4 protein-coding genes are annotated in these 3,776 nt (G+C 62.1%); 1 reads left to right on the top strand and 3 read right to left on the bottom strand.

The features are described 5' to 3' along the window. Positions 1–264: FAD-linked oxidase C-terminal domain-containing protein (locus NW837_RS02825; protein WP_414329172.1), on the top strand; the 264-nt coding region annotated here is incomplete at its 5' end. Positions 265–325: 61 nt separating this feature from the next. On the opposite strand, the gene NW837_RS02820 is transcribed toward NW837_RS02825, so the two are convergent. From NW837_RS02820 to NW837_RS02810, 3 genes are all read right to left on the bottom strand, one after another. Beyond that, positions 326–2,212 carry an AAA family ATPase gene (locus tag NW837_RS02820; RefSeq protein WP_414329171.1) on the bottom strand — a complete coding sequence of 629 codons (1,887 nt, stop codon included), beginning with the start codon at positions 2,210–2,212 and terminating at the stop codon, positions 326–328. 123 nt (positions 2,213–2,335) lie between these two features. Next, on the bottom strand, positions 2,336–3,025 hold the full coding sequence (hypB, locus tag NW837_RS02815) for a hydrogenase nickel incorporation protein HypB (protein ID WP_414329170.1): 690 nt from the start codon (positions 3,023–3,025) through the stop codon (positions 2,336–2,338). Positions 3,026–3,060: 35 nt separating this feature from the next. Then, on the bottom strand, positions 3,061–3,630 hold the full coding sequence (locus tag NW837_RS02810; protein ID WP_414329173.1) for a phycobiliprotein lyase: 570 nt from the start codon (positions 3,628–3,630) through the stop codon (positions 3,061–3,063). Between the last annotated feature and the right edge of the window lie 146 nt (positions 3,631–3,776).

The raw sequence follows: 3,776 nt of genomic DNA, 5'->3' as shown, positions 1-3,776 counted from the left end.
GAGAAACTGGGGGGCGAGATCCTTAAGCTCTGCGTGCGCTTGGGGGGCAGCATCTCCGGCGAACATGGCATCGGGGCAGACAAACGCTGCTACATGCCGGAAATGTTTACGCCTGCGGATCTGGAGAGCATGCAATGGGTGCGGCAGGTGTTCGACCCCCAGCACATCGCCAACCCCGGCAAGATCTTTCCCACCCCCCGCACCTGCGGTGAGTCAGCCCACGCCCACAGCCAACCAGAATGGCAAGGGATCCCAGTCTTTTGATTTTGAAAGTTTGAAGGTGCTCCGAACCGCTGGCGTGATGGGAATAGCCCTCAGGCTGGGATCAGCCGGCTTGGCGTTGCTGCTGCAGCTCGGCAAAGGCTCGACAGAAGTCTTCCTGTTGGATGACCAGGGTTTTGGCATCCACCGTCTCGGAAGTGGCGCGGTGGCGGCGGATGGCGGCAATGGCGGCGCGGTTGCTGAGCAGGGCCAGGTCGGCACCACTCCAACCTTCGGTCTGCTCGGCCCACCCCTGTAAGTCCACATCAGGCCCCAGGGGACGCTTGCGGTTGTGAACGGCCAAAATTTCCCGTCGCCCGCTGCGATCCGGCAGCTCCACGCTCAGGTGCAGCTCCAACCTGCCGGCCCGGGTGAGGGCGGGATCCAAACTGGCTTTGCGGTTGGTGGCGGCCACCACCAACACCCCCTGGCTGGGGCGGATCCCGTCCAGCTCTGCCAGCAGCTGCCCCAGAACGCGGTCGCTGACCCCACTATCCCCGGAGTAGCTTCCCCGCGCCGGGGCGAGGGTGTCGATCTCGTCGATGAAGATGACACAGGGGGCGCATTGGCGGGCGCGGGCAAAAAGTTCCCGTACCGCCTGCTCGGAGGATCCCACCCATTTGCTCAAGAGCTCCGGGCCGGAGACGGCAATGAAGTTAGCCTTGGCCTGGGAAGCGATGGCTTTGGCCAACAGGGTTTTGCCAGTGCCAGGGGGGCCGCTGAGGAGGATGCCCTTGGGCGCTTGGGCCTGAGCCTGCTCGTACAACTCAGGGTGCAGCAGGGATCCCTCGATGGCCTCTTGCAAAATCTGCTTGGCGTGCTCCAGGCCGCCAATTTGATCCCAGCTCACCTGCGGGGATTCAATCTCCACCGAGCGCAGCACCGCCGGCTTCACCTGTTGCAGAGCCTGTTGAAAATCCGCTGCGGTTACCGTCAGGGACTCGGGGATGGGGGATCCCAAATCGGGCACCTGCCGCCGCAAAGCCGCATAGGCTGCTGCCTGGCACAGGCCCCGCAGATCTGCCCCCACAAAGCCCAGCGTCTGATCCGCCAGGCTGTCCAGATCCACATCCTCCGCCAAGGGCATGCCGCGGGTGTGGATGGCCAGGATCTCCCGCCGCCCCTCCCGGTCCGGCACCTTGAAGATCACCTCCCGATCAAAGCGCCCCGGTCGCCGCAGAGCCGGATCCAGAGCCTCGGGCCGGTTGGTGGCTGCCAGCACCACGATCCTCTTTTGGGCCACAAACCCGTCCATTAGCCCCAGCATCTGGGCCACCAGGCGTTTTTCCACCTCCCCCTCGACAGTGGCGCGGTTGGGCACCAAGGCATCGATTTCGTCAATAAACACCAGACAGGGAGCCGATTTGGCTGCCTTTTCAAACAGTTGCCGCAGGCGCGCCTCCGCCTCGCCGTAGTACTTGCCGATCAGCTCCGGGCCGACAATGGCGATGTAGTTCACCCCCAGGCTCTCGGCCAGGGCGCGGGCCGTCAGGGTTTTGCCGGTGCCGGGGGGGCCTACCAACAACACGCCGCGGGGCGGATCCAATCCCAGCTTGGCCAGCAGATCGGGCCGCTTGAGGGGGATCTCCACCATCTCCCGCAGCGCTTGGAGCTGTTCCCTCAGTCCCCCCACATCCTTGAGGCGTGGCCCAGCCCAAGACTCTGGGCGGTCGGCAGAAGTTGCTGGCGGGTCGGGCACAGCGGCCTTGGACGGTTCCTGGAAGCGAACCGCAGACATCACTTGGGGCTCGCTGCTCCAGGGGGGATCCCCCGTTTGGGCAGGGCTGCGGCGGCGGGGGATGGAGCCGGAAGGGGGAATAGAACTGCCCAGAGGACGGGCCTGGATGCGGACTTCGGTTCGCAGCTCTCCACTTTGCTTTTTCTCGTCCAGCTTCTGAGCCAGCTCGATCAACTGCTCAATGCCCTGTACAAAGTCACTTAAATTGGCCATAGCCGGGATTTTCCATCCACACAAGTTATCTGCAAATTGACCCGCCAGAGGTGCTAACTCATCCCCTGCCTGGCCAGCTCAGGTGAGGAGAGTTCCACGGCTAGATGCTCAGTATGATACCCTTCACTGCGGCTGCCGTCGGTGTTGGGCAAGGAGAATCTGCTCTCGGATCCAGCCCAGCCAGGGCTCCAGCCCGTCACCCGTCTTGGCAGAAAGACAAAAAATCGGCACAGAAGGGTTGATCTCGCGGATATTGGCCTGGATCCGATCCAAATCCACCTCCAACACAGGAACCAGATCCACTTTGGTGATCAGCAGACAATCCGCCTCTCGAAACATGATTGGGTACTTGAGAGGCTTGTCTTCTCCTTCTGTGACGCTGAGCAGTGCTACCTTGGCGTGTTCCCCCACCTCAAACTCCGCCGGGCAGACCAAGTTGCCGACATTTTCCACCAGCAGCAAATCCAGTTGTTGGGGATCCAGCAGTGCTTCCAATTGCTGCAAGCCCCCGGCCACCATGGCCGCATCCAAATGACAGGCCCGCCCCGTGTTGATGGCAATCACCGGGATCCCGTAGCGACGCAGCCGCTCCGCGTCCAGTTGGGTCGTCATGTCCCCCTCGATCACCGCCAGGCGCAGCGAGCCGGCAAGAGCGGCCACGGTTTTCTCCAGCAAAGACGTCTTACCCGCCCCCGGCGCGCTCATGAGGTTCAGACAGGTTACTCCCCAGGCATCAAAATGCTCCCGGTTGTGGTCGGCCTGGTGTTGATTGGCGTGGAGCAGGTTAATCCCCAGATCCAAGACTTGGTGCATGGCACAACCCGTGTTGCGGTTGAGGAGAAAACGCTCTAGCTGCGGAAAGAGCTGGATTCGGCCACCGTAGGGGTGGGAGAAGGGCCGGCGGAGAGTTTGCGCACCTCGGAGCAGAAAGAAGCCATGCTGAAGCCACCGAACCGCTTGACAGTGCTGGCCCGCAGGCGCAAGTTGGGGCTGGCAAACCAAATGCGCTCTTCCGACTCAGTCATCTCATACTGGGTGTAAAGGGTAAGGGCGCCATCGGATCCCATGACATAGGTACCGGCCACCGGTACTTTCTCAGCGTAGCCCTGATCCCGCAGCAACTGCCCGCGCATGGGATCGGTCTCATCGGGGATAGGTACCAGCACCACGTCTCCCTTGTACTCTTCGTTGTCCCACTCCTGCTCGCCATCCCACCGCACCCGCGCTGCTCCCACAGCTCGTCGGGGATCCACCCTGAACAACTCGCAAACCCGGATGACTGCTGGATCGGTTGCCGCAAGGGTGGCAATTTGTAGCCGCGACCTCCCACCCTCAGAGCGGCGAAAAGCCAAGTGATGGCTGGTGCGTTGGCACATCCACTCCCCAGCACTGAGGGCGAAAAACTCCATTACGGTCATCATGGCCGACGCGGATCCTCATCGATGGAACAGGGTTTGCCGATCTTAGCTTGCAGAGCAACTCAACGATTTAGCTAACGGAGGTGCAGGGGCAATCAGTCCTGCACTCTACCCGCAGGGTGAGCACCGGGATACAGGGATCCCCG

The organism is Synechococcus sp. R6-10, from assembly GCF_047461815.1.
GTDB lineage: Bacteria > Cyanobacteriota > Cyanobacteriia > Thermostichales > Thermostichaceae > Thermostichus.
The sequence above is the reverse complement of the archived record's forward strand: the minus strand, read 5'-3'. Positions and strand labels throughout refer to the sequence as shown.

What these genes read in the sequence shown, in the direction of transcription:
- NW837_RS02820 (WP_414329171.1), bottom strand. Translation starts at nt 2,212, where the DNA reads ATGGCCAATTTAAGTGACTTTGTACAGGGCATTGAGCAGTTGATCGAG.
- NW837_RS02810 (WP_414329173.1), bottom strand. Translation starts at nt 3,630, where the DNA reads ATGACCGTAATGGAGTTTTTCGCCCTCAGTGCTGGGGAGTGGATGTGC.
- hypB (WP_414329170.1), bottom strand. Translation starts at nt 3,025, where the DNA reads ATGCACCAAGTCTTGGATCTGGGGATTAACCTGCTCCACGCCAATCAA.